This is a genomic window from Alterotamlana spongicola, from assembly GCF_035818475.1.
Taxonomy (GTDB): domain Bacteria; phylum Bacteroidota; class Bacteroidia; order Flavobacteriales; family Flavobacteriaceae; genus Cognatitamlana.
Genome location: NZ_JAYMGV010000001.1, coordinates 1,667,458 through 1,692,342, shown reverse-complemented (window position 1 = coordinate 1,692,342; position 24,885 = coordinate 1,667,458). Strand labels below are relative to the sequence as shown.

General features: G+C 33.3%; 25 protein-coding genes. 14 read left to right on the top strand and 11 right to left on the bottom strand.

What is annotated here, in order from left to right; all coding sequences use genetic code 11:
* The first annotated feature begins 108 nt into the window (after positions 1–108).
* The 8 genes from VOI54_RS07320 (at position 109) to VOI54_RS07285 (ending at position 8,865) form a co-directional block, all read left to right on the top strand.
* Positions 109–3,228, top strand: a complete 3,120-nt coding sequence (locus tag VOI54_RS07320) for a TonB-dependent receptor (RefSeq protein ID WP_326282074.1) — start codon at positions 109–111, stop codon at positions 3,226–3,228.
* 4 nt (positions 3,229–3,232) lie between these two features.
* Complete coding sequence (locus tag VOI54_RS07315; protein ID WP_326282073.1) at positions 3,233–3,727, top strand: rhodanese-like domain-containing protein; 495 nt, start codon at positions 3,233–3,235, stop codon at positions 3,725–3,727.
* Positions 3,720–4,349, top strand: coding sequence for a TIGR04282 family arsenosugar biosynthesis glycosyltransferase (locus tag VOI54_RS07310; protein ID WP_326282072.1), 630 nt, complete (start codon positions 3,720–3,722; stop codon positions 4,347–4,349). The genes VOI54_RS07315 and VOI54_RS07310 overlap by 8 nt, the downstream gene beginning before the upstream one ends.
* Positions 4,342–5,154, top strand: a complete 813-nt coding sequence (locus VOI54_RS07305) for a purine-nucleoside phosphorylase (RefSeq protein ID WP_326282071.1) — start codon at positions 4,342–4,344, stop codon at positions 5,152–5,154. The genes VOI54_RS07310 and VOI54_RS07305 overlap by 8 nt, the downstream gene beginning before the upstream one ends.
* 82 nt (positions 5,155–5,236) lie before the next feature.
* On the top strand, positions 5,237–6,208 hold the full coding sequence (gene arsM, locus VOI54_RS07300; RefSeq protein WP_326282069.1) for an arsenosugar biosynthesis arsenite methyltransferase ArsM: 972 nt from the start codon (positions 5,237–5,239) through the stop codon (positions 6,206–6,208).
* Between the two features lie 20 nt (positions 6,209–6,228).
* Positions 6,229–7,113 carry a sterol desaturase family protein gene (locus VOI54_RS07295; protein ID WP_326282068.1) on the top strand — a complete coding sequence of 295 codons (885 nt, stop codon included), beginning with the start codon at positions 6,229–6,231 and terminating at the stop codon, positions 7,111–7,113.
* A 7-nt stretch (positions 7,114–7,120) separates the two neighbouring features.
* A complete protein-coding gene (locus VOI54_RS07290; RefSeq protein ID WP_326282067.1) occupies positions 7,121–8,014 on the top strand; it encodes a DUF547 domain-containing protein in 894 nt (297 codons plus the stop codon).
* Between the two features lie 65 nt (positions 8,015–8,079).
* Positions 8,080–8,865, top strand: coding sequence for a TIGR04283 family arsenosugar biosynthesis glycosyltransferase (locus VOI54_RS07285; protein ID WP_326282066.1), 786 nt, complete (start codon positions 8,080–8,082; stop codon positions 8,863–8,865).
* On the opposite strand, the gene VOI54_RS07280 is transcribed toward VOI54_RS07285, so the two are convergent.
* The 6 genes from VOI54_RS07280 to VOI54_RS07255 all read right to left on the bottom strand — a co-directional run bounded on the left by VOI54_RS07280 (position 8,862) and on the right by VOI54_RS07255 (position 14,368).
* Positions 8,862–9,593 (bottom strand): metallophosphoesterase family protein, encoded by a 732-nt coding sequence (locus VOI54_RS07280; protein WP_326282065.1) that lies wholly within the window; start codon positions 9,591–9,593, stop codon positions 8,862–8,864. The two genes, VOI54_RS07285 and VOI54_RS07280, sit on opposite strands and share 4 nt — an antisense overlap.
* A 70-nt stretch (positions 9,594–9,663) precedes the next feature.
* The gene (locus VOI54_RS07275) at positions 9,664–10,926 is read right to left on the bottom strand and encodes a BamA/TamA family outer membrane protein (protein ID WP_326282064.1); all 1,263 of its coding nucleotides are present in this window, start codon (positions 10,924–10,926) and stop codon (positions 9,664–9,666) included.
* On the bottom strand, positions 10,923–11,651 hold the full coding sequence (locus VOI54_RS07270; protein WP_326282063.1) for a hypothetical protein: 729 nt from the start codon (positions 11,649–11,651) through the stop codon (positions 10,923–10,925). Before VOI54_RS07270 ends, VOI54_RS07275 begins: the two co-directional genes overlap by 4 nt.
* Positions 11,648–12,652 (bottom strand): glycoside hydrolase family 113, encoded by a 1,005-nt coding sequence (locus tag VOI54_RS07265; protein ID WP_326282062.1) that lies wholly within the window; start codon positions 12,650–12,652, stop codon positions 11,648–11,650. Before VOI54_RS07265 ends, VOI54_RS07270 begins: the two co-directional genes overlap by 4 nt.
* Before the next feature lie 38 nt (positions 12,653–12,690).
* Complete coding sequence (locus tag VOI54_RS07260; RefSeq protein WP_326282061.1) at positions 12,691–13,629, bottom strand: hypothetical protein; 939 nt, start codon at positions 13,627–13,629, stop codon at positions 12,691–12,693.
* 25 nt (positions 13,630–13,654) lie between these two features.
* Positions 13,655–14,368, bottom strand: a complete 714-nt coding sequence (locus VOI54_RS07255; RefSeq protein ID WP_326282060.1) for a DUF547 domain-containing protein — start codon at positions 14,366–14,368, stop codon at positions 13,655–13,657.
* A 214-nt stretch (positions 14,369–14,582) separates the two neighbouring features.
* On the opposite strand from VOI54_RS07255, the gene VOI54_RS07250 reads away from it, so the two are divergent.
* From VOI54_RS07250 to VOI54_RS07225, 6 genes are all read left to right on the top strand, one after another.
* Positions 14,583–15,884, top strand: a complete 1,302-nt coding sequence (locus VOI54_RS07250) for an NAD(P)/FAD-dependent oxidoreductase (RefSeq protein WP_326282059.1) — start codon at positions 14,583–14,585, stop codon at positions 15,882–15,884.
* 2 nt (positions 15,885–15,886) lie between these two features.
* The gene (locus VOI54_RS07245; RefSeq protein WP_326282058.1) at positions 15,887–17,476 is read left to right on the top strand and encodes a 4Fe-4S binding protein; all 1,590 of its coding nucleotides are present in this window, start codon (positions 15,887–15,889) and stop codon (positions 17,474–17,476) included.
* Between the two features lie 3 nt (positions 17,477–17,479).
* Complete coding sequence (locus VOI54_RS07240) at positions 17,480–17,962, top strand: toxin-antitoxin system YwqK family antitoxin (RefSeq protein WP_326282057.1); 483 nt, start codon at positions 17,480–17,482, stop codon at positions 17,960–17,962.
* A complete protein-coding gene (locus VOI54_RS07235) occupies positions 17,959–18,651 on the top strand; it encodes a glycosyltransferase family 2 protein (RefSeq protein WP_326282056.1) in 693 nt (230 codons plus the stop codon). The genes VOI54_RS07240 and VOI54_RS07235 overlap by 4 nt, the downstream gene beginning before the upstream one ends.
* The gene (locus VOI54_RS07230) at positions 18,648–20,138 is read left to right on the top strand and encodes a cellulose synthase family protein (RefSeq protein WP_326282055.1); all 1,491 of its coding nucleotides are present in this window, start codon (positions 18,648–18,650) and stop codon (positions 20,136–20,138) included. Before VOI54_RS07235 ends, VOI54_RS07230 begins: the two co-directional genes overlap by 4 nt.
* A gap of 131 nt (positions 20,139–20,269) precedes the next feature.
* Positions 20,270–21,691 (top strand): MptA/MptB family glycosyltransferase, encoded by a 1,422-nt coding sequence (locus tag VOI54_RS07225; protein WP_442809361.1) that lies wholly within the window; start codon positions 20,270–20,272, stop codon positions 21,689–21,691.
* Here VOI54_RS07225 and VOI54_RS07220 read toward each other — a convergent pair.
* The 5 genes from VOI54_RS07220 to VOI54_RS07200 all read right to left on the bottom strand — a co-directional run bounded on the left by VOI54_RS07220 (position 21,688) and on the right by VOI54_RS07200 (position 24,883).
* On the bottom strand, positions 21,688–22,053 hold the full coding sequence (locus tag VOI54_RS07220) for a hypothetical protein (protein ID WP_326282053.1): 366 nt from the start codon (positions 22,051–22,053) through the stop codon (positions 21,688–21,690). The two genes, VOI54_RS07225 and VOI54_RS07220, sit on opposite strands and share 4 nt — an antisense overlap.
* A 190-nt stretch (positions 22,054–22,243) precedes the next feature.
* Positions 22,244–22,465, bottom strand: coding sequence for a hypothetical protein (locus VOI54_RS07215; RefSeq protein WP_326282052.1), 222 nt, complete (start codon positions 22,463–22,465; stop codon positions 22,244–22,246).
* A gap of 15 nt (positions 22,466–22,480) precedes the next feature.
* Positions 22,481–22,792: a hypothetical protein gene (locus VOI54_RS07210; protein ID WP_326282051.1), complete on the bottom strand. Its 312-nt coding sequence runs from the start codon at positions 22,790–22,792 to the stop codon at positions 22,481–22,483.
* 291 nt (positions 22,793–23,083) lie between these two features.
* Complete coding sequence (locus tag VOI54_RS07205; RefSeq protein WP_326282050.1) at positions 23,084–23,920, bottom strand: pseudouridine synthase; 837 nt, start codon at positions 23,918–23,920, stop codon at positions 23,084–23,086.
* A gap of 60 nt (positions 23,921–23,980) precedes the next feature.
* On the bottom strand, positions 23,981–24,883 hold the full coding sequence (locus VOI54_RS07200; RefSeq protein WP_326282049.1) for a geranylgeranylglycerol-phosphate geranylgeranyltransferase: 903 nt from the start codon (positions 24,881–24,883) through the stop codon (positions 23,981–23,983).
* Positions 24,884–24,885: the final 2 nt, after the last annotated feature.

The following is a 24,885-nucleotide window of genomic DNA, read 5'->3' as shown; positions in this document are numbered from 1 at the left end:
TTACCCAATATCACCAAAATCATAAAAATCTAACATTTTTAGAGGCTGTCTATACATTTTAATAATGCTTAAGACTATTCTTGAACGCTAGTATTATAAAGACATTTCATGAGAATATTACTTCTGTTATTATTTACACTATTAACAATACTTTCTGCAAGTTCACAGGAAACAACAGGGAAACTAGAAGGAAAAATATCGTTTAACAACGATGCTATAGAGCTTGCCAACATTATTGTTACAGATACGGAAACTAATTTTAGGTTTGGATCTGTATCTCAAGAATCCGGATATTACATAGTAAATGGTATTCCTCCGGGAAATGCATATAAAATTGAGGTAAGCTATATTGGTTATAAGACCGAGATCATTGAAAATATACATATTAATTTAGGACAAATAACCAGATTAAATGTTGCCTTAAAACAAGATGATAATATACTTGAAGAAGTTATTGTAACTTCAACCAAAAACAACATTAAAAACCAAGGCAATATAATTTCATCCCAACGTATAAAAAATACACCAACCATAACACGGGGCATACAGGATTTAACCAGAAACCTTCCTGAATCTAATCTGAACTCTTTTGCAGGAGCCAGTAACAGATTCAATAATTTAAATATTGATGGTGTTGCCAATAATGATGTTATTGGTTTTCAAGAACCATCAAGTGGCGCTGCGGGGTCTTTAGCAAATGGAAGTCCGGGTAGCTTGGCTCGTACACAGCCAATAGCTTTTGGCAGTATTAAACAATTATCTGTTAAAACCACACCTTTTGATGTGAGCATAGGAAACTTTACAGGTGCAAATATTGATGTAGTTACCAAAAATGGAACCAATACGCAGAACTCCCAAATATACTTTTTTGGAAATAATGAATGGCTAGTGGGGCGCTATGCTGATGGAAAAAAACAAGATATAGAAAATTTTTATGATTTCCAGTTTGGAGCTGCAACCGGTGGCGTCTTTAAAAAAGACAAGTTATTCTATTTTATAAATTTTGAACAAGCACGTTCCAATAATCCGGTATTAAATGCACCCGGTTCGTCGTCTTCAAATATCACTCTTGAAACCGTAACTGCCATATCTGACAAATTAATTTCTGACTATAATTATAATCCTGGTAGTTTTAATAATGCTACTTTGAAAACAAATAGCACGAAACTGTTTTTTAGATTAGACTATAATGTTTCAGACCAAACAAAATTAACCTTACGCAATAACTTTGTAAGTAGTTATGCTGATAATTTAGAATGGAACGAGTCCATTTTCAACTTTGGAAATCAAGGATTCAGACATAATAGTATAGCTAATAGCTTAACTGCAGAAATAAACTCTAAATTCAACAATAATGCAACAAACTTATTAAGTATAGGTTATAATATTGGAAAAGAAGACAGGGAGTTTAACGGCGAGGTATTTCCGCATATCCAGGTCTCTGATGCTTCAAACCGAATATTTGCCGGTACTTACAGAGAAGCTTCTGTTTATAATACAAACTTATCTACATTACAGATTAATAATAGATACACCATTACAAAAAACAGGCATACATTTACTCTTGGTGGCATTGCACAATATAATGATATTGATTATGGATTTTTATCAGCCTGGAACGGGCGTTGGGAATACAGCTCTGTTGATAATTTTCTGGCAGATAGTCCTTCAAGGGTAAGAGGCGTTTATCGTCTGGATAATAACGATTTTGATTTTGTTCGAACAACACCATCGGCAACCGTTGATGTTTTAGTCACCGGACTTTACGCCCAAGATCGCTTTAGAGTTCAAGATAACTTAACGCTGAGTTTTGGCCTGAGATTAGATTCTCAATTTTTGTTAGACAAATTGCCTCTGAGTGACGAAGTAGCTAACACACCAGAGTTTTCCAGTTATAAAAATGAAATAAAAACAGCACCTCATTTTAATCCAAGAATTAGTTTTGAATACAGCCTTCCAAATAACAATCTATTAAAATTTAGAGGGGGCTCCGGGTTATTTACAGGACGCCTTCCGTATTTATGGTTTGCTTATGCAGAATATATCTCCGGCACTGAATATTTCAATGTGGACCTCAGGCCCGAAGGCGAACAGCCTATTGTAAAAAACATAAAGGATTTGGCCTCAGAAAACCCTATTGCCGAAATAAACTTAGTAGATACCGGTTTTCAATTACCGCGAGAATGGAAATCCAATATAGGTGTCAATCTAAAACTCCCCAAAAACCTAAACTTGGCTTTTGACGCTTCATATACCAAAGTCATAAAAGGTATCTTTTTTAAATCCATCAACAGAAAAAACAATATTGGCTATTTTGATGGTGCGGATAACAGAAGTTATTTTCTTGAAACCGGTGATGCTATAAAAATCAACCCAAACTTTACCAACGTGTTCTTATTGAGCAATTCTGATAAAGGCTACAGGTATAACTTGACCTTAGGTTTATCTAAATCCTCTATAAACTATTCCGGGTATCTGGGCTATACTTATGGCCAAAGTAAAGATGTTTCCAGTACCGTTAGAAGTTCACCTGCGGCAAATTTTGAATGGAACCAGGCTATAAACTCCAACAACCCGGATTTATCTTTTTCAAACTTTGATTTAAGACACAAAATTGTCAGTACACAATCCTATAACTTTACTATAAACAAGAATGATAATCTGGGGATCTCCCTATTATATAACGGCACATCAGGAAGCCCCTACTCTTTTGTTTACCAAGGTGATGTAAACCAAGACGGATCTTCAAGAAACGATTTAATTTATATCCCAAGAGATGCATCCGAGATAAACTTGGTAGATATTACTGATAGTAACGGACATGTTATTCAAACCGCTTCTCAACAATGGGACAGATTGAATTCTTTTATAGAAAACAATGATTATCTAAATGACAATAGAGGTAAATACGCAGAACGAAATGGATCTAAAACCCCCTGGAATCATCGTATAGATGGAAAAATAAATTTTAATAAGAAATTAGGGGGTAAAAAAAGTATTGATTTTTCAATGGATATTTTTAATATTCCTAACTTTTTAAATCGAAAATGGGGACGATTAGTTTTTGTGCCAAATGTTGTAAATTCAAACTTTAGCTTATTGCGTTTTAAAGGTATTGAAAATAACCAGCCCCTATATCAATATAGTACTACAGATGATACCCCCTGGGTTGTAGACAATCAAAATTCGAGATGGAAAATGCAATTTGGAGTAACCCTTAACTTTTAAAACAATGAAACATTTAGCTATATGCCTGACTGTATTGACCACACTCTACGGGTTTTCTCAAAAGAAATTTTCAAAACTATTAGACCAATATAATAATGAAAGTATTCCGTACATTACTGTAAGTGAGTTAAAACAAGTAAAAACAGACGTTATTCTTCTGGATTCCAGAGAACAGAAAGAATTTGATATCAGTCATTTAAAAAATGCTATTTGTGTAGGTTACAATTCTTTTAATTTAGATGATGTAAAAGAAAAATTACCTGATAAAAAGTCAAAAATAGTAGTGTATTGCTCTTTAGGTATTCGATCTGAAGATATTTCTGAAAAACTTAAAGAAGCAGGTTATACCAATGTATATAATTTATATGGTGGTATTTTTGAATGGAAAAACAATGGCTTAGAAGTGTTAAATTTACAGGAGAAATCAACAGATTCAATCCATACATTTTCAAAAGCCTGGAGCAAATGGTTAAAAAAAGGTATAAAAGTATATGAATAAGGAATTAGTTATCGTTTTTGTAAAAAATATAAAACTGGGTAAAGTAAAAACCAGGCTTGCTAAAACTATTGGTAATCAAGCGGCGTTTGAAGTTTATAGTGAACTTGTTAAAGTTACTGAAAACGCTACAAAAAACCTCTCAGCAGATCTGCGCATTTATTTTTCTGATGCTATAATAGAAACCAAATGGCAACATGCATATAAAAGAGTACAGCAAGGTTCAAACCTTGGAGAACGCATGAAAAATGCTTTTCATGAAGGCTTTGAAGATGGTTATAATCACATTGTTTTAATCGGTTCAGATTTACCAGAAATTAATGCTACTCATATTAACCAGGGCTTAGAAAAACTAAAAGAAAAAGAAGTCGTTTTCGGACCCGCAGAAGATGGTGGTTATTACTTGATTGGACTCAATAAAATGCAGGGATTTATTTTTGACAATAAGCCATGGAGCCAATCCCATTTATTAGAAGAAACCCTGAAAGAATTAGAACAAAAGAATATAAATTTTGCTACATTGGCTACACTAAATGACATTGATACTTTTGAAGATCTAAAAGCCTCAATGTTCTATAAATCCAATAAACAATTACAGCAAAGAATCCATCAACTCAATGACTAAATACATAGAAGAAACAGTAAATTATTTACAAGGTAAAGGCTTTGATAACCCTGAAATAGGTATCATTCTTGGTACAGGCTTAGGACAGCTTATTAACGAAATAAACATTATTAAAGAAGTTAGTTATAACCATATACCAAACTTCCCAACAGCAACAGTTGAATTCCATAAGGGTAAACTCATTTATGGGGAATTAGAAGGCAAAAAAGTAGTGGTCATGCAAGGGCGCTTTCATATATATGAGGGCTACACACCACAAGATGTTACCTTTCCGGTTCGGATTATGGAAAAACTGGGCATAAAAACATTATTGGTTTCAAATGCAGCAGGAGCTATAAACCTCAACTTTAAAAAAGGCGAGCTTATGCTTATTGATGACCACATCAACCTTCAAGGAAGTTCGCCACTGGCATTTCAGGGAGTAGAACAATTAGGTGAACGTTTTACAGATATGAGCGCACCTTATGATCAGGAGATAAATTCAAAATTTCTTTCTATAGCAAAAGCTAACAACATCACTTTGCATAAAGGGGTTTATGTTAGTGTGGTTGGCCCGCAATTAGAAACCAGAGCAGAATACAGAATGCTCAAAATTATTGGGGCTGATGCCGTAGGTATGAGTACTGTCCCGGAGATTATTGTAGCCAATCATTTAAAATTAAAAGTCGCAGCAGTGTCAGTTTTAACAGATGAATGCGACCCAGATAACTTAAAGCCTGTTGATATTTCAGATATTATTGCCAGTGCAGTAAAAGCTGAACCCAACATGATTACACTATTTAAAGAATTAATAAAAACATTATAATACATTACGATTAGCATATAGTGATCCATTCAAAAGATTGCTTTACCCTTAAACAGCTTTCGTAATGCCTAAAAAGTAAACCATGAACAGTTATTTAGAAACCACACACGATGTATATAAAGAAGCCGCATTAACTCCTGATATTGGACTTTGCTGTACCACAAATCCTATTTGGGAATTACCGGGGTTAAAAATTCCAAAAATCATGCAGGAGATGAATTATGGTTGTGGTTCTACAGTGCATGCCCGTGATTTAACTAATAACCCCAAAATGCTTTATGTTGGTGTTGGCGGAGGTATGGAGTTATTACAATTTGCTTATTTCAATCGTCAAAAAGATGGTGTTATTGGAATAGATGTAGTTGATGAAATGTTAGAAGCTTCCAGAAAGAATTTTAAAGAAGCTGAAAATGAAAATCCCTGGTTTAAAAGTGACTTTGTAGCCCTTAAAAAAGGAGACGCTATGAATTTACCAGTGGAAGACAACAGTATAGATGTAGCCGCACAAAATTGCCTGTTCAATATTTTTAAAGCCGATGATCTAAAAAAGGCCATTGCCGAAATGTACCGTGTTTTAAAACCACACGGGCGGTTAGTCATGAGCGATCCCACTTGTGAGCAACCTATGAATGACACCTTGCGTAATGATGAGCGCTTGCGTGCCCTATGCCTAAGCGGAAGCCTCCCCATTGCTGAGTATGTAAAAGCTTTGACTGATGCTGGTTTTGGAACCATTGAAATTCGGGCAAGAAAACCTTACAGGATTTTAGACCCTAAAAACTACCCAACGGATGAGCTGATATTTATTGAATCTATTGAAGTGGCAGCCATTAAAGATCCTATGCCAGAGGATGGACCATGTATTTTTACAGGAAAAGCAGCTATTTATTATGGTGAAGAAGATTTTTTTGATGACAAGAAAGGACATGTATTACTTAAAAATCAGCCCCTGGCAATTTGTGATAAAACAGCAGATACAATAGCTAATCTTGGTAGAGATGATATTTTTATTAGCGAATCTACTTATCATTATGATGGTGGAGGTTGTTGTTAATCCATAATGTAATATTCTTATTGGAGAAATATTCAGATATTATAAAAAACGCTTATGCTGATTATTGGAATTATCTAAAAAATGAGATATTATTCCAAAATCACTGGGACAACTATTTTTATGGTCTGATTGGTATTTCGCTTTTGGTTTGGCTACTGGAAATTCTTTTCCCTTGGCGAAAAGGCCAGTCCGTCTTCCGAAAAGATTTTTGGCTGGACACTTTTTATATGTTCTTTAATTTCTTTTTGCTTAACCTTATTGTTTTAATCGCACTATCCAATACAGCGGCCGAGTTCTTAAATGATCTGTTAAATTATATTAGACTTTCAATTTCAGATCTTCAAATTTTTGATATGGGTGCTTTACCAAAATGGTTAGGGCTATTGCTGTTTTTTCTGGTTTCTGATTTTGTACAATGGAATACGCATCGTTTATTACATCATGTTCCCTTTTTATGGAATTTTCATAAAGTACATCATTCAGTAAAAGAAATGGGCTTTGCTGCTCATTTACGCTATCACTGGATGGAACCTGTAGTTTATAAGTCTTTGCTCTATATCCCAATGGCTATTTTTGGAAATTACAGCTCACAGGATGTAGCTATTGTATACTTTTTCACTATTGCCATTGGGCATTTAAATCATGCCAATCTGGGCTGGGATTATGGGTATTTAAAATATATTCTCAACAATCCTAAAATGCATATTTGGCATCATGCCAAAACATTACCAAAAAACGTTAGGTTTGGTGTTAACTACGGACTAACACTTAGTATTTGGGATTATATTTTTAAAACAAATTATATTCCCTATAGCGGAAAGGATATAGAATTAGGCTTTGAAGGTGATGACTCTTTTCCTAAGAATTTTATTAGCCAGGAACTATATCCTTTAAAAGAAAAATAGATTTCAAATGAAAAACCTACTGCTCTTTTTTGTGTTATGTCTCATCATGTCTTGTGGTAGCACAAAAAAAATAACGCACAAAAAAGAAAAGCAAACGGCATTATTAAATGATACTTTAAAAGTTAGTATTGACACTCCTAAAAAAACACCTCCAGAACTGAATAATACAGAAAAAAACGACAATCCTCCTGTAGAAAAAGTAACTGCAGAAAACAAAAATACACCTGAAGCATTTAATCAGGTTCTATCTAAACGATTTAATGAAGTTCACAAAACTTGGGAAGAACTCTTGCAAAAGCATGTTTCTAACAATGGAGCTGTAAATTATAATGGTTTTAAAAGTGACCGTATAAAACTAAACCATTATTTTAAAGCATTAGATGCTGCATTCCCAAACAAAAACTCATCAAAAGCATATCAGTTAGCATATTGGATCAATGCATATAATGCATTTACTGTTGATCTTATTCTCAGACATTATCCGGTAAATAGCATCAAAGACATTAAAGATCCCTGGGGTCAGCGTTATTGGAAATTAGGTGAAAAATGGTATAACCTAAACGATATTGAACATCAAATTCTTCGTAAAATGGACGAGCCCCGCATTCATTTTGCAATTGTATGCGCCTCATACTCTTGCCCTAAACTTCAAAACTACGCCTTTGTTGCTTCAAATCTGGAAGATCAATTAACTCTTGCCACAAAAGTGTTTTTAAATGATCATTCAAAAAACAACATTTCAGAAAACAGCATAGAACTTTCAAAGATCTTTCAATGGTTTGCTAAAGATTTTAAACAAAACGGCAGTTTGATAGATTTTTTAAACCAATACTCCGATATTAAAATTTCTGATAAAGCTAAAAAGCGCTTTAAGGATTATGACTGGAATTTAAATGAATAACAGGATAGTCAATTTATGATAAACGTATTTTAAAATTTACACATTCGGACAACCTATTGAAAATTATGGATACTAAAATCTCTATTATAATTCCTGTTTTAAATGAAGAAGCTCTTATTGGCAAACTATTGGAGCATCTGATTTCTAATACTTCGCATGAAAATATTTCTGAAATTATTGTGGTAGATGGAGGTAGTTCAGACCGTACAACAAATATTGTGAACGCTTTCACCAATACCAATAAGATTAAAAACATTGAAGCTTTTCATTTTATCAATAATAAGTCAACCGATAAAAATCCACTAAACTTAACATCTAATTGCAACATTGTCCTTCTTGAAACAGAAAAAGGACGTGCAAAACAAATGAATTCAGGCGCTAAAGCAGCTAATGGCAATCTCTTATATTTTTTACATGCCGATTCTTTCCCTCCCAAAGATTTTGACAAACTTATTATCCGTGAAATTCAAAAAGGAAATCAAGCCGGTTGTTTTAGAATGCAATTTAACAGTTCTCATTGGTGGTTACGCTTAGCCAGTTGGTTCACTCAATTTGATTGGAGAGCCTGTAGAGGTGGTGATCAAAGCCAATTTATAACCAAAATGCTATTTAACGCTATTGGAGGTTATGATGAAGATTATATTATATATGAAGATAACATTTTGATCAACCAGCTTTATGCCAGGAATCAATATACCGTTATTAATAAAAAACTTCGTACTTCAGCCCGTTTATACAAAAAACATGGAATCTGGAAATTACAATACTTTTATTGGCGTATTTATATAAAAAAATGGTTTGGAGCTAATGCCGAAGATTTGTATCAGTACTATAAAAAATATATTAGTTAGTTTTTATTCCTTCCCTTTTCATTTGGATATAAGCCGGGAAGATTATCACTTTGAAACACTGCTTTAGTATTAATATCTACTGCAGACAATTTCCCTTTAAACGCTGCTCCAGTATCAATATTCCACACATTTACAGCATTCATGGGCGTATCATATCCAAAATTGGTTGTTGGTGTATGTCCAATATAAATTTCTTTATAATGTTTCAGTCTGTTTGGGTAGATCAGTGAATCTTCTGAAAGCTCCTTGTTCATAGTCAATGCCATTTCCCAAAGTGTTCTGTCAAAGTAAAAGGTCTTCTCATAAACCTCTTTTTTCACACCATGCATGGAAGTAAAGCCGGCATGAAGAAATAACCTGTTTTCATCATCTAAATGGTATAAAGGCATGGCTTCAAAAAAATCTAAATGCTTCTTTTTGTCATCATCTGAAAACCCTTGGTAACTCTCAATGGTTTCTTTTCCACCATGCATATACCAGGTCATATTAACATCTCCTGTTTTTAACCAGTCTTCACACCAAACATCATGATTCCCTTTGATAAATACACAATTTATTTTTTGAGAAAGCTCAATTAAAAACTGTATAACCTGTGCAGATTCACTCCAGCCATCTACATAATCACCCATAAAGATAAGTTTATCCTCATCTTTAATCTCTAATTGATTTAACACTTGAATTAAAGCCTTTAAACCTCCATGAATATCACCAATTGCTATTTCTCGCATAAATTCAAAACATTTTTGGCAAAACTAATGGTTTCCAGACAAATTACCGGGTTAGAAAGTTAACTTAAGATTAAAAATATTGTCCGATACCAAAAACAAATCCTTTACTGGCATTTTTGCTAATACCATAACCGTAATCTATTCTAAAAATGGCATTGTAAATTTTCTTATGAATAAACCGCAAGCCTAAACCCGGATACACTTTAATATTCTCACCTTTAGTAAAATCTGAAAGCCGCCCTCCGGGGTTTCTCCATGAACCGGCATCAATAAACGCATTACCCTGTAAGACAAACCAGTTTTTTTCAATAAGACTGTGCCTGTACTCTGTATTCAACACTACAGAACCTGTCCCCCGGTCTATCACATTACCTACCCCCCTAATATTTACATTATTATCCACAGAAAAAGGTGCAAAAGGCGTATTATCATTAGATGACAATCCAAAACGTAATCTGCTAGCCCAATTCCCCCTTTCTCCTACACGTTTGAAAAGAAAAAAGTCATTCCACCCGATAAAGAAATCCGGAAGCATATCATCTGTAGAGGTTACATATTGAAAATTAAACTGACTCTTAAAACCGGAAACGTATTGATAAAAATAATCTAACCTATTATACTCGTAAATAATTTTTAATAACCACTTCTTGACATTTAATTCCTGAGGAACATTTGGGTTAGTAGCCCCAAATTGATATTGATAGATTTCTTTAAAGTAGTTACCCCCTATTTCAATTCTATTATCAAAATTAATTTCGTAGAGTCCTAATACTTCAAAGGAATCGTTATTATATTTATAATTTGAAGAGGTATTATCAAAAAATACAGGCTCTAAAGTTGTAAGGTCCTGGCGGTTGATTGCTAAGCCCAATTTATTGGAAAACAAATATGGGGCTCGAAAATTAATGGCATAAGAACTATAAATATCCTTTTGATAAAAGCCGCCAAAGATAATGCCACGCCCCAGCGTATTAAATTCATATAAGCCCAATCTGTAGGCAAACTCATCATCATTAGTGGTGTAAACATTTAAGGATGGAATAAGCGTAAAATTCTCTTCTATATTATAAAACACGTTATAACCACCACCATCAGCGGAAAATACCTGATAGTATGCATGAGACACCGAAGGCAAACGTTTCAATCGTATGATATCATGCTCTAAAATTGTGGAATCTAATACACTCCCAGACTGAATTGATGATATCCTTTTAATGAATGAAGCCTTTACCCGTTTATTCCCTTGAACTTTCAGGTCATAAACCATACCTTCCTGAGAAAACACGTTCAACACCAATAAAGCAATTGTAAAAAAAATTAAAGCCTTTTTCATTCAGATATAAACTGTTTTTGAACCACCCAATTTACCCAATTATCCTCACTTACATCCATTAAAGTAAAGTTATATCCCGTACCTAAAATCAAATCCGGTGGTATTTGAGTTGTTATATTCAAAACCACATTATCTGTTTTATAATATTGAAATTGATTTTGATAGGTATAGGTTCCTGACAATAAGTTGTTTTGAGCATCAGAAATGACCTGAAAATAAATTGCATTATCTCCAACGGGGTTATCTTCCCATGTAAAATCAGGCATTCCGGATTGTGATTGATCTATTGTTACTAGATCATTCCAAAGCGTTGGCTTTAAGATCTGTTTAAACCTGATAGGGTTAGAAATTTTGATTTCATCATCTAATTCAAAAGTGACAATACACCACTTTTCATGATTCAGATTTTGCTCATATTTCCCTAAATACCCGTTAAAAAAAGGCATATTCTGTATTAAGACCTGAGTATAATGAGATAAATTATTTTCATCTAAATCCATTTGATCTGTTTGATACAACCTGATATCAGTTGCTCCTGATTCCGGATAATAAAACGTTAACACCTGACCTGAAACAGGATCACTTGCCGCGCATGCTATAACTGCCCCCATTTCTATGTTTCGCCCCTGAATATAGGTTGCTAATGAAGCCTGAACCTCATCATCTTTATCTTCACTACAGGATATTAGAATACCCAAAACAAATAAGAGTTTTATATACTTCATTTTGAACTGTATTGTGCTTTGATTATAACTTCTGCCGGTTTATTTTGTGGTGTAAACCTATTATTATTTACTCCACCGGCACGTTCATGATCATGAAACCATTTCCAAATAAAACCGCCGGCAAACCAATCTTCTGTCCAAAAAGTCTCAAATAATGCTTGTAATGCATTAGTTTGAGCTTCCATATTTACCTGGTCAATGCTTTTATCACTTTTCCAGGGTTCTTTACCTGTATAATCAACACTTCTATAACCAAATTCAGTAAATAGCACAGGTTTGTTATATTCTTTTGACAGATCTGAGATTACTTTTTTATGCATTTTCCATCCTTCTAAGCATTCTAAAATGGTTGGAGTTTTACGCTCACTTACAGGAAAATAGGCATCAACACCAATATAATCCAGTGTATTCCAAAACGGTGTACGTTTAAATTCGTCCCAATTGGCTGCATAGGTTAATTTACCTTTATACACTTTCTTGATTTCATTTATAAGCAACTCCCAGTATTGTGGTCTGTTATGGATAAACTTTTCCAGTTCAGTGCCAATACAAAAAACAGCAACGTTCTGCTCCTGAGCCAGCTCCGCATAATCTAAAATGAATTTAGAATATGATTCCTCTAACACCCTCCAATCCTCTTCATTCTTCATTTCAATAAAGCCTGTAAATTCACCACGCCAAACCCAAATTTGAGGCTTAAGCATGATCTTGATACGCTTTTCACGAAGCCTTCCCATATACTGTTTAGCGCCTTCTCTGGTTTCTCCAAACCACTGTCTGTTTGTATTATAAACAATATTTGGGTGAGCTAAATCCCTTATAAAACCAAAGGGCATTACCGCTGCATAATTAGCATTTAGTGCAACCAAAGGTTCAATATGTGTTTCATTGATTTGGTCTCTGGATGCTACAAAACTTACACCATTTATTTTACTGGTTTGGGTTTTACAGGATTGAATGCTGAGTATTAATAAAAAAATCAGGAGCCTACTTTTTACCATTTATTATGATGTTTAGACTCCTAATTTACTATTATTCATTAAAACAGGGCACGTAAGCCTAAACTAAATGTTTGCCCAAGTCCCTGAAAGCTATGTCCTCTAACAAACTTACCAAATGAAGCTTCAACGTTAAGCACTTTAGTGACCTGATATTTACCTCCAAATCCAAGTTGTGTATAATTTTGCGAAAAATCATTACCTAAATCAATCAAGAAAGCTTGTTGAGCATTTATAAATATTGTTGACTTTGATGATGGGAAATAACTTAAAAAAGCACTTAATGGCATAAACAAACTATTATTAGCAAATCGTTCATTTACATTAGAGGTATTAAAGTCTGCTTCCGGTCTTTTTTCTCCAAAGTTAAATCCAAAATCAGCTTCAGTAAATATTTGCCATTTTCCTCCTCCAAATGTGTTATCATAGAAAAACTTAGTTTCCCAAAACGTACTTCTTTTATCTAAATAAGAAGGGTCATTGAATTCCCCCGGAAAAGCTTCGTCTTTAAATACCGGAAAATAAATAGATGTTGTAAATGAAAATGTTGGCAAACTAACAAATGGCTGAACTCTTATAGACGGTGCTATTGTGGTTAAGCCACTTCTGGAATTCACTAAATCATTTTTAAACTTAAAAACATCTAATGCACCAGCTCCACCAAAAGTATTTGAACGTACCTGAAAAATAAACCCTACATTTATTCGTGAATTCTCACTCACACCGGTATAAATCTCGGTAGTATTGGTAAAAAAGGTTTCTCTAGGTATTTTTACAGATGTGCTCCCTTCATCGGTACTTTCAGTTTGCGTATAAATACTATTAAAGAATTTAATATCCCACTGCCCTTTCTTCAAGAGTTTTGAAGGCGTATACGTTTGAATATTACTTTTTTGAGCATCTTTATTTTCTGAATCTTCTTGTGAAAATCCGTTATATGCTATTGCTATGAATACCAGTAATGTTATTATTTTTTTCATACTTCTTATTTTTGTTGTTTTTAAGTTATTGCTTATTTACTTTCCAGTCATAAGGAAAGTACCTTAGTTTAAAATTATCAGGTATTTTTTCTTCCCTATAAGTATTTATAAAATCAATTTCTGTTTTACCTTTCATAGTAAAATCTCCTTTATACCACTCCATAATTTGAGAGGCTTCTACACGTTTCTTTTTGGTATTTACTCTTAAAAAAGCACCATTCAAAGCTAACTTGGTTTGAGTATCCATTTGAGCATTTAGAGTATTAGGCAAATAGGCTTTACTAATTAAAGGAGGGCACCCCAAAGCACCACATACTAAAACAAAATGAAAACGGGCGTCATTAAATTGTGCTCTTAAAAGCTTATGCTCTATATCATTTAAAGTAATATTCTTACCGGCTAAGCTATATGTTGTTTTATCAAAAAAACCAGCATTATCTAATGGAGAATTAGTTGGATAATGATCTATAATTCCTTTTATAACCGAAAGATTATATGCATTAATCCAAAAGGCTTGATAAGCATTGCTATCTGCTTTGGAGATTGAAATATTTTTAGCCAATTTTAAAATAGCATTAAGCTTTTCCTGGTTATTATGGATTTTAGAATAGGCCACTTTTCCATCGGATACATGCTCTTGAAAAAAAGCATCTGTTTTACTAAAAAATGCATCTATATCTTGTGCATTTATGGAAAACCCTATAATTAATCCTATAAATACTATTATGTTTTTTTTCATCTCTGTTTATATTTTAATCCTTATTAAATGACTTTTCACTCATGCCTAAGTCTGAACATTTCTCATAAACTTTCAAAAAAAATTAAGAATTTTCACGTCTTACAATCTACATTATCCTTACACATACTACTCAATTTAAATTTATTCTAAATTAAATCATTATGTATAAGTTATTACCTTTAGCTTCGACCTAACATCAAATAACTACCAAATTATGGAAGAACACATCGTTATAATTGGCAATGGCATTTCTGGTGTAACTGCTGCCAGGCACATTAGAAAGCTATCTGATAAAAAAATCACTATCGTTTCTGCAGAAACAGATTATTTTTTCTCACGCACCGCATTAATGTATGTGTATATGGGACATATGAAGTTTGAGCACACTCAACCTTATGAAAATTGGTTTTGGGAACAAAATAAGATTAACTTAAAAAAGGGTTATGTAAAGAGTGTTGATACTAAAAACAAAGCACTTCATTTTACTTCGGGTGATAAGCTCAGCTATGACAAGCTCATTATTGCAACAGGTAGCAAACCTAATAAGTTTGGATGGCCCGGACAAGATTTAAACGGGGTTATGGGGATGTATCATAAACAAGATTTAGAAAACCTGGAAAAATACGCTCCTAATAATAAAGTTTGTAAAAGGGCTGTTATTGTGGGTGGCGGGCTTATTGGTATTGAATTGGCAGAAATGCTAAGCTCCAGAAGTATTCCCGTAACGTTTTTAGTAAGGGAAGACAGTTTCTGGAACGGTGTTTTACCTACTGGTGAGAGTGCTATGATTAACAGGCATATTAAAAACCATCATATTGATTTACGGTTAGGCACTAATTTAAAAGAAATTGTATCGGATGAAAATGGTAAAGTCAGGTCAGTTATTATTCAGGAGACCGGTGAAGAAATTGCCTGTGACGTAGTTGGGCTTACAGCAGGTGTGTCTCCAAATATAGATTTCATTAAAGCGTCTGAAATTGAAACAGGACGAGGTATAAAAGTAAATCATTACTTAGAAACCAACATTCCGAACGTATATGCTATTGGCGATTGTGCAGAGCAAAAGGAATCTATAGGGCAACGCAGGCCTATTGAAGCGGTTTGGTACACAGGTAGAATGATGGGGGAAACCGTTGCCCAGAGCATTTGCGGAAATAGAATTGAATATAAACCTGGACATTGGTTCAACTCCGCCAAATTCCTGGATATAGAGTACCAAACTTATGGTTGGGTGTTTTCAAAACCTAGAGAAAATGAATCCCATTTTCATTGGAAACACCAAGACGACACAAAATGCATAACGGTTTGTTACAATACAATTACAAACAAATTTTTAGGAATAAATACTTTCGGGATACGCATGCGTCATGAAACTTTTGATAAATGGCTTACTGAGGAAAAAAGCGTAGACTATGTTATAAACCATCTTTCTGAGGCCAATTTTGACCCGGAATTCTATAGTCATTATGAAGCTGAAATACTCTCAGCTTATAATAAACAACTTCAAACTGCATAATCATGAGCAATAAAATAAATCACAGTATGTCTTTGACAAGACCAGATGCTATAGGAATTTCAGTTAAACAAAAAATAGCCCTGGCAATAGGTGTTATTGGATTATTCATTTTGGTATTAGCGCTTTTTAATACAGCATTTCCAAATAAAGGCTTGTTTTTAACATTAGCATTAGGATTAATAATTTCAGGAACTATTATATATTCCAGAGAAGCGTATTTAACAAAACTAGAAGGCATTAAAAACGATGGCTCTTGGTTTAAGTCCATTTCATCCCGGGGACTATGGGGATGGATATTAGGAGTCATTCTTACTGCATTTTATGTTATTCTTTACTTTTTCCCTAAGTATTTAGGATTAGGAGCAGACGGACATGCTAATACCGGCCTCATAAGTTTATTTGACCCCTTAAGTAAATTATTAAGCGGAAGGCCGGCAAGTCAATGGTTTGTTTATGGTACTCTTTATACCGTAGCCATTTTGGCCTTTGGTTATAAATTTATTCTAAAATACAGACATAATCGTTATCAGCAATTGCGAACAGTATCAGTGATGTTCTTTCAGCTTGGTTTTGCTTTTTTGATTCCTGAATTCATGTATGTCATGAATAATGATTTACCTTATTACGATCTGAAAAGCATATGGCCCCTTAACTATTATATTTTTGACGAATGGTCTGTAAAAGGGTTTCTTTCTAACGGAAATATTGGACTTGCCCTAATCTTATTTGGTATTATATCTATTTTTATCATTACGCCAATACTGACCTATAAATTTGGAAAGCGTTGGTATTGTTCCTGGGTTTGTGGTTGTGGTGGATTAGCGGAAACTGCAGGAGATCCGTTTAGACAATTATCATCAAAAAAAATGTATGCCTGGAAAATAGAACGCTGGCTAATTCATGTCGTTTTGGTCTTTTCAGTAGTTATGACAACGGCTATGGTCTACACCTATTTAGGATATGACAGTAATACGTTTTGGTTAACCAGAGAACTTTTTATTACGTTAGTCATAGGGTTTTTATCTCTGCTATTTGCTGCTGTAATGATATTTAAACGCAAAGAACTTGGTAAAGATGCAAAATACGGAGCCATTGGTTTTTTTACGGTGATAGCCTTATTAATTATGATGCACTTTTCAGGAACTACAGACCATGTGTTTTACATTAATGCCGGAAGCCTCAGATCTGCTTATGGTATTTATATAGGCTCTATATTTTCAGGTGTGATTGGTACCGGGTTTTATCCCATTTTAGGAAGTAGAGCCTGGTGTAGATTTGGGTGTCCAATGGCTGCTATTCTAGGGTTTCAGCAACGCCTGTTCTCTAAATTCAGAATTACTACCAATGGTGGTCAATGTATTTCATGCGGAAACTGCTCCAATAGCTGTGAGATGGGCATTGATGTTAGAGCCTACGCTCAAAAAGGAGAAAACATAGTCAGATCCAGTTGTGTAGGCTGTGGTATCTGCTCAGCAGTTTGTCCCAGGGGTGTTTTAAAATTAGAAAACGATGCTATGGAAGGACGTATTAATCCAACAGAAATCTTATTAGGAAATGATGTAAACCTAATGGATTTAGTTAATAAAAAATAAAGTTTGGATCGTTCTCTCTTAGTTTTCAGCTTCTTTTTGTTTTTCACAATTGGCCTTAACGCTCAAAAAGTCTATCAGAAAAATTATGATGACAATCATAATTTAATTTCTGAAGGTTGGATAGAAAACAATCAAAAAACACAATACTGGTATTTTTACTATCCTAATGGAACTCTTAAAAAAGAAGGCCATTTTTCAAAAAACATAAAAACAAAGTATTGGAAATTTTATTCTATGGATGGGCTTTTAGAAAAGAAAGGACATTTTAAAGACGGAAAAATGAATGACTGGTGGCTGTTTTATGATACTATGGAAAAAATAGATCATAAATGTCAATTAAAAAATAATCAAAAAAACGGGTATTGCTTAATGTACAAAAATGATGAACTAATCTCGGCTTCTAAATATAGAGCAGGTAAAAAATTAAAAGAATGGACTACCTTTGCTTCTTTTAAAAAAGACAACAAACTTAGTGACCTGCAATGATTAAAGTAAAAGTTATCATTCCTGCCTATAATGAAGCAGACTCCATTGCCCATGTTATTAACGATATTCCAAAATTAGTTGATGAAGTTATTGTGGTCAGTAACAATTCTACTGACAATACGGAAATCAATGCTAAAAATGCGGGAGCAACTGTTTTAAAAGAAGCTAATAAAGGCTATGGATATGCCTGTTTAAAGGGTTTGCACTATGTTGCCCGTCAAATAGAAAAGCCTGATATTATTGTATTTCTTGATGGTGATTACAGTGATTACCCTGAAGAATTGACTAAAATTATTGCTCCTATAATCAATGATGATATAGATTTTGTAATTGGAGCACGTGTAAAACGACTTAGAGAAGTAGGTTCTATGACTATTCCACAGGTTTTTGGAAACTGGTTAGCCACAACATTAATGACCTTATTTTTTGGTGCTAAATTTACTGATCTGGGTCCGTTTAGAGCCATTAAATATCAAAAATTATTGGCGCTTAACATGGAAGACAAAACCTATGGCTGGACTGTAGAAATGCAGCTCAAAGCACTAAAACAAAAACTCAGTTATACTGAGATACCGGTAAATTACAGAAATAGAATTGGTGTTTCAAAAGTATCCGGTACAATAAAAGGCGCTATATTTGCGGGCGTTAAAATTTTAGGTTGGATTTTTAAATACAGCATTAAAAAATGATTCCAGAAATAATAATTATTGTTATTTATAGTATTTCGCTTTTGCTTATTTTCCTATATGCTTTGGCGCAATTGAATCTGTTATTTAACTACCTATCATCAAAAAGATCAGAAAGCCATTGCCCTAAATTTGACCTGTCAAATCCAGATGAAATTCCTTATGTTACCATACAACTTCCGGTATATAATGAGATGTATGTTATGGAGCGTTTATTAGATAATATGGCGCAAATAGATTATCCAAAGGATAAACTTGAAATTCAGGTTCTTGATGATTCAACCGATGAGACTATTTCTAGTACGCGCAAACATATTGAAAAGCTTCAGGCAACAGGCCTTGATATAAAACATATTACAAGAGCCATTAGAACCGGATTTAAAGCAGGAGCCTTAAAGGAAGGATTGGAAGTAGCTAAAGGCGAAATTATAGCTATTTTTGATTCCGACTTTCTTCCTAAAAAAGATTGGTTAAAACGTACTGTTCCTTATTTTAAAGATGAAGCCATTGGAGTGGTTCAAACCCGTTGGGGCCATATAAACAGAGATTATTCCATACTTACAAAAATACAGGCTTTTGCATTAGATGCTCACTTTACTTTAGAACAAACAGGCAGAAACAGCAAAGGGCATTTTATCAATTTTAACGGTACAGCCGGTTTATGGCGTAAAACCTGTATCATAGATGCCGGTAACTGGGAAGGAGATACCCTTACTGAAGATCTGGATTTAAGTTACCGGGCGCAATTAAACAATTGGAAATTTAAATATCTTGAAGATGTGGAAACACCGGCAGAACTACCAGTGGTAATTAGTGCTGCACGTTCTCAACAATTTAGATGGAATAAAGGAGGGGCTGAAAATTTCAGAAAAATGCTTAGACGGGTTATAAAAAACCAAAATATTTCTGTTAAAACCAAAATACATGGCCTGCTCCATTTACTGAATAGCACCATGTTCTTAAACATACTTATTGTTGGTGTTCTTAGTATACCAATGCTATATATTAAAAACGAATATGCCCATTTAAGAGCTTACTTTTATGTTATGAGCTTCTTTGTATTAAGTACTATAATATTCTTTGTCTGCTACTGGTTTATGTATAAAAAAATATACGGAAGCGGGTTTAAGAATTTCATTAGATATATAGGCATGTTTTTTGTATTTTTCTCAATTGCTATGGGCTTTTCACTACATAATTCCATTGCTGTTCTGGAAGGTCATTGGGGTAAAAAATCTGAATTTATCCGCACGCCTAAATTTAACCTGAGTAAGTATAAGAACGATTGGAAAAATAACAAATACATTAAAAAAACATTATCTGTCCATGTTATTTTTGAAGGTTTGCTAATGCTGTATTTTGGTTTTGGAATGTACAGCGCCTTTATTGTTGGTAATCAGGGCGGTGATTTTGGGCTTTTTCCTTTTCATCTTATGCTTTTTGCTGGCTTTGGATATGTCTTTTTTAAATCATTGGCCTCAAAAGTTTAAAGGTGAGACTTTGTAACTCCTTATTTTTTATACTCCGATAGGGGTTAAAAAAGGCAACAAACAAATAACATTATATTTGATGCATGCTTATAAACCTTGGCTTTATAAAACTTAATAAAACACCAATACTCATGGCAGCATTGAGTCTATTGTTTTATTGGGTATTTGCCTATGATTTAATTAGAACAGATTACATTAAGCTTGTAACACTTTATACTGCATTATTCTTTTTCTTTTATAAGCTAATCCACCTTTTAAAGCATGATGTAAAAACACTAAGTTATTTAGCATTTATATTTAGAGCCGTCTTTATTCTGGCCATACCCAACTTGTCACAAGATTTTTATCGGTTTATTTGGGATGGCAGAATGATTCTTGAAGGGTATAATCCGTATTTATATACCGTTGAATCTTTTATTGATCAAGGCCATTCTCCTGTCACTCAAACTCAAGAGCTGTATAACGGCATGGGTGCTTTAAATGCCAGTCATTTCACCAACTACCCACCAATAAATCAATTGTGCTTTGTTATAGCTGGAGTATTTGCTGGAAAGAGTATTCTGGGATCTGTAATGATAATGCGCCTACTTATTATAGCTGCAGATTTTGGCACGCTTCACTTTGGTAAAAAACTTCTTGAAAAATTGGGCCTTCCAACCTATATTATTTTCTGGTATTTGTTAAACCCTTTTATCATCATTGAACTTACCGGAAATTTACATTTTGAAGGCGTTATGATATGCTTTCTAATTTGGAGTTTATATTGGCTTTATATTGGCAAATGGCCATGGGCAGCAGTGGTTTTGGCTTTATCCGTTTCGGTAAAATTAATTCCGCTTATTTTTCTACCCTTGTTTTTTCAATGGTTTATAAAAAACCGTAGTGATAAACAATCACAGAAAAAAAGTGATGGACTACCTCACCACAATGTCAACGGTATCCAAAACAGGGCTAGCAAAGGTTTTATGAAACTAATAGGCTTTTATGCTATTATTGGTTTCACCTCACTATTACTTTTCTCACCATTCTACTCATCTGAGTTTATAAACAACTACTCCAAAACAGTAGCCTTATGGTTCCAAAATTTTGAATTCAATGCCAGTCTTTATTACATAGCCAGAGAAATAGGCTATCTCTTTAGAGGTTATAATGAAATTGAAGTTATTGGAAAAATAATTCCAATTGTTGTTATCCTCTTTGTTTTGTCCATAACATTTTTCAGAAAAAACAAAACTCCGGTTCAACTTATTACTGCTATGTTAATAGTATTATCATTTTACTACTTTACAGCAACAACAATTCACCCCTGGTACATTGCTACCTTATTAATTTTATCTGTATTTACTAAATATAAATTCCCATTAATTTGGAGCTTTGTAATTATACTTAGTTATTTAGCCTATATCAATTTAAACAAAGCCGATAAATCCGAAAACCTTTGGATTATAGCTTTGGAATACATTTTTGTTTATGGGGTGTTTTTCTGGGAAGTGTTCAAAAAAAAAAGCTCCCAGAAAGGGAGCTTCAATAAAACAATAAATAGTGTTTTTTAATGCTTTTCTAACGCTGTAATGGTATTAACATCGTCATGTTTCTCTTTTGAGAACTTATCATCTTTGTGAAACGTAATTTTAAAGAATGTTCCAACCAACTTATCAGATTTTAAATCAAATGATTTCAATACGTTAGGCTTAGCTTCCTGGAAGGTTAATACATGGGGTTTACCATCCTTTCCTTTGGTTACAAAATTATAGCCACCTTCTGCATAACCATTATACGAAGCATATACAATAAGTCCATCCTGTAGGTCATATACATCAACTGTATTATCATGAATTGTTTCAGTTTTAAAACCTGAAAACATAAAAAGGCCTATCGCTAAAGCACTCAATACAATTATTTTTTTAGTGTTCATTATTATTGAAATTTAAGTTTATATGAAATTATTTTATAATGGTACAGCCAAAAACCATACCATAATAAAAATAATTAGTATTCAATCGTTTAAATATACGTTTTATTCTTATATCTCAGATGACGTTATACAAACTTTTGCACAAAAATTTTCAGCCTTTTAAATTCACTTAACCGAACACATTTACAACTTAAATTGGTTTTAAACTTTCTATTCTGTAAATAGGATTATCTTCATCTCCATCTTCAACAAACGTCAGTCTAAAGTCTAGGTCAATTAAACTTTCATCATGTCTTAAATCATATTGTTTTAAAACACGCGGGTGAACTTCTTCAAAGGCAAGTTCTTCTCCATTTTCAAACCAAAAATTGTAATAACCGTTTTTGTAGGACTTAAAAACAGCAGCTCTCATAATAAAAAAGTATTGTTAATTGTATTGTTTATCTTCATTAGTAATATCTGAATCTTTCACAGCTTTAGGGATATCTCCTGCAAAATCATCAATATCAAAATTCTCCATGGTCAAGGCTAATTTAGAACTCACCTTAACTAAATACTTGGTATCATGAGTGGTTACCTCAACGGCTTCAATAATTTCATCATGATGATTTCTAAAAGATATTATTTGGCTCTCATCATATCCATCAGGATATCGTTCTACCAATAACGCTAAAATCTCAGGTGTCAATTTTTTAAAATCTACAATGACACGTTTTAAGTTATCATTTTTATTTTTCATTTGGTGATATTTTAAAATTTGATTGCCTCATCATTTTACATACTCAAAAGATACGCAAAAATTAAAAAAACAACAACACCAACCTTGTTAATAAAGGGGGTTATTAAAAAAATAAAGATGTAGTTTATAGTTTAACTATATGTTAAGCAAACAAAAAATAAACAATATTAAATGTCTATAATGGTTGAGTTTTATAGACCATTGGGTATCGCTTAGGGAGCGGATTATTAATTATATCAAGTACTAAACGTATTTCGGAATCTAAATTTAGCTTGTCTTAATTTTAATATTTTAAAGCATTCTTAAATTATTCAATTCCTGTTCTGTTAGGTGTTTCCAATGCCCACGCGGAATATCTTTTTTTGTTAAATGTCCAATGGCAGCACAGTCTAAGCTTAAAATGTCATACCTAAAATGCTCAAAAATAGTACGAATAATGGTATTGCCTGTATTCTTAATTTTCAAACCTACTTCCTTTTTAGAAGCGCCATCTATATAACTAATTTCTTCAACCTCTATAAGCTTTCCTTCTACCTTAAAACCATTTTGAATCTTTTTCAGGTCTTCAAGTTTTAAGTTTTTATCTAATTCTATATGAAATAAACGTACTACGCCTTTTTTAGAGTTTGTGAATTTTTTTGCAATGGCATCGTCATTAGTAAATAACAATAACCCTTTAGAATTTCGCCCTAAACGGCCTATAGGTTTTATTTTTGAGTTGGTAGCATTAGCAACTAAATCCATGACTGTCCGCCCTTTGCCTTCACTGGTAGTAGTCGCAAATCCTTTAGGCTTATTCAGCAATACATATGCTTTCTTTTCAGGGCTAATTCTAGCCCCATCATATCGTACCTCATCACCGGGCTTTACTTTATAGCCCATTTCTGTAATTACTTTTCCGTTTACAGAAACTAAACCGGTTGCAATATGTACATCTGCTTCTCTCCTAGAACACATTCCTGAATTAGCAACATATTTGTTTAGTCTAATTTCATCTGAATTGCCTGTCTTTTTGGGCGTTGCATTTGCTTTTTTAACAGGTGTATTTTTCCTGGAATTACTTGAAAAACGCTTATTCCCATTACTTCGTTCAGATTGTTTTCCTTTACCTCCCTGTTTTTTACTCATGACTTAAAATTTTATGCAAAGATATAGCTATTATTAACGATTAACCTTATTTTAGAATTACTAAATACGATTTAAAATAACACTCACATCAATAAGTAAAATACTAAGTACCCCGGTAAGAATTATAAACTTTAAGATATTATGAAGTATTAGATAATGTATTTTTTTATTAGATTTCCATAATAGCATTAAAAATACTCCTAATAATAATATACTTAAATAAAAGAAAACATACATATACCCTACTTCAAACTTGTAAAGCAGAAGATAAGCTGGTATAAGTGTTAAAACTGTTAATATGCTAAGCACGATTTTTGAGGCTTTTTCACCATATGCAACGGGAATTGTCACATAATTTTGAGCGATATCGCCTTTAATATTTTCCAGGTCTTTTGTTAATTCACGCATGGAAATCATTAAAAACAAGAAGACAGCATGAACAAAAATTACCGTCTCAAAATTTTTGTAATACATGAAAATGGCGAAAAAAGGGATTATGGTTAATATAGCTGATGTTAAATTACCAATAAAAGGTAATCTTTTTAGTTTATGGGAATAAAGCCAAATCCCAAAAATATAAAGTGAAAAAAATACAACTGCTTTAAAAGACACATAGCTTGCCATAATTACAGCTATAAAATTTAAAACGAAATAAAAAGAGAGTTTTGTATTTTGACTTACCAGCCTGTCTAATTTTGATTTAAAGGGACGGTTGATTAAATCTTTTTCTGAATCATAAAAATTATTAATAATATAGCCCCCGGCAATAGCAGAAGCTGAAGCTAATACCAATATCAGTAGATTAAGGTCAAAAACAACTTCTTTTAAAGGCTTATTATAAGCTAAAATATAGATGGAAGTAAGGTATTGAGCAATTACAACAATTAAAATATTGTAACCTCTAACCACAGAAAACATACTAAAAAATTTAAGTAAGATGTGTTTTTGTCTTCTGGATAACATAT